The 340-nt window shown below is 32.4% G+C and carries 1 protein-coding gene; it reads left to right on the top strand.

Annotated features, from left to right (window positions below; genetic code table 11):
* Positions 1 to 214: Lrp/AsnC ligand binding domain-containing protein (locus KH400_RS23175; RefSeq protein WP_217228650.1), on the top strand; the 214-nt coding region annotated here is incomplete at its 5' end.
* Between the last annotated feature and the right edge of the window lie 126 nt (positions 215 to 340).

The raw sequence follows: 340 nt of genomic DNA, 5'->3' as shown, positions 1-340 counted from the left end.
AATTGCGACAACTCTGAATCGATATCAAGAAGTTCGTTTTGTCGGTGCCTTTTCTGGTCGTCACGATCTAATTTTACAAGCCTATTTTAAGAACAATGACGATCTTGTTCGTTTTGTTAACAAGGAACTTGCTAATATGGATGGCGTGATCTCTGTTGATGTAAGTATTGAATTAAAGCAATACAAAGATTCTTTCTCGTATATAGAAAAGTAACTAAAATTTTCGCAATCTTTTTACTATTATTAATATTAATCCAGTTCAATCGTTAATTATGCAAAGTCTTCTAAGATGAATGAGGTGAAGATGGTGACAAATCAGCCATTATTAGATGTACGTAAT

It is taken from the genome of Desertibacillus haloalkaliphilus (assembly GCF_019039105.1).
Classification (GTDB): domain Bacteria; phylum Bacillota; class Bacilli; order Bacillales; family KJ1-10-99; genus Desertibacillus; species Desertibacillus haloalkaliphilus.
The sequence above is the reverse complement of the archived record's forward strand: the minus strand, read 5'-3'. Positions and strand labels throughout refer to the sequence as shown.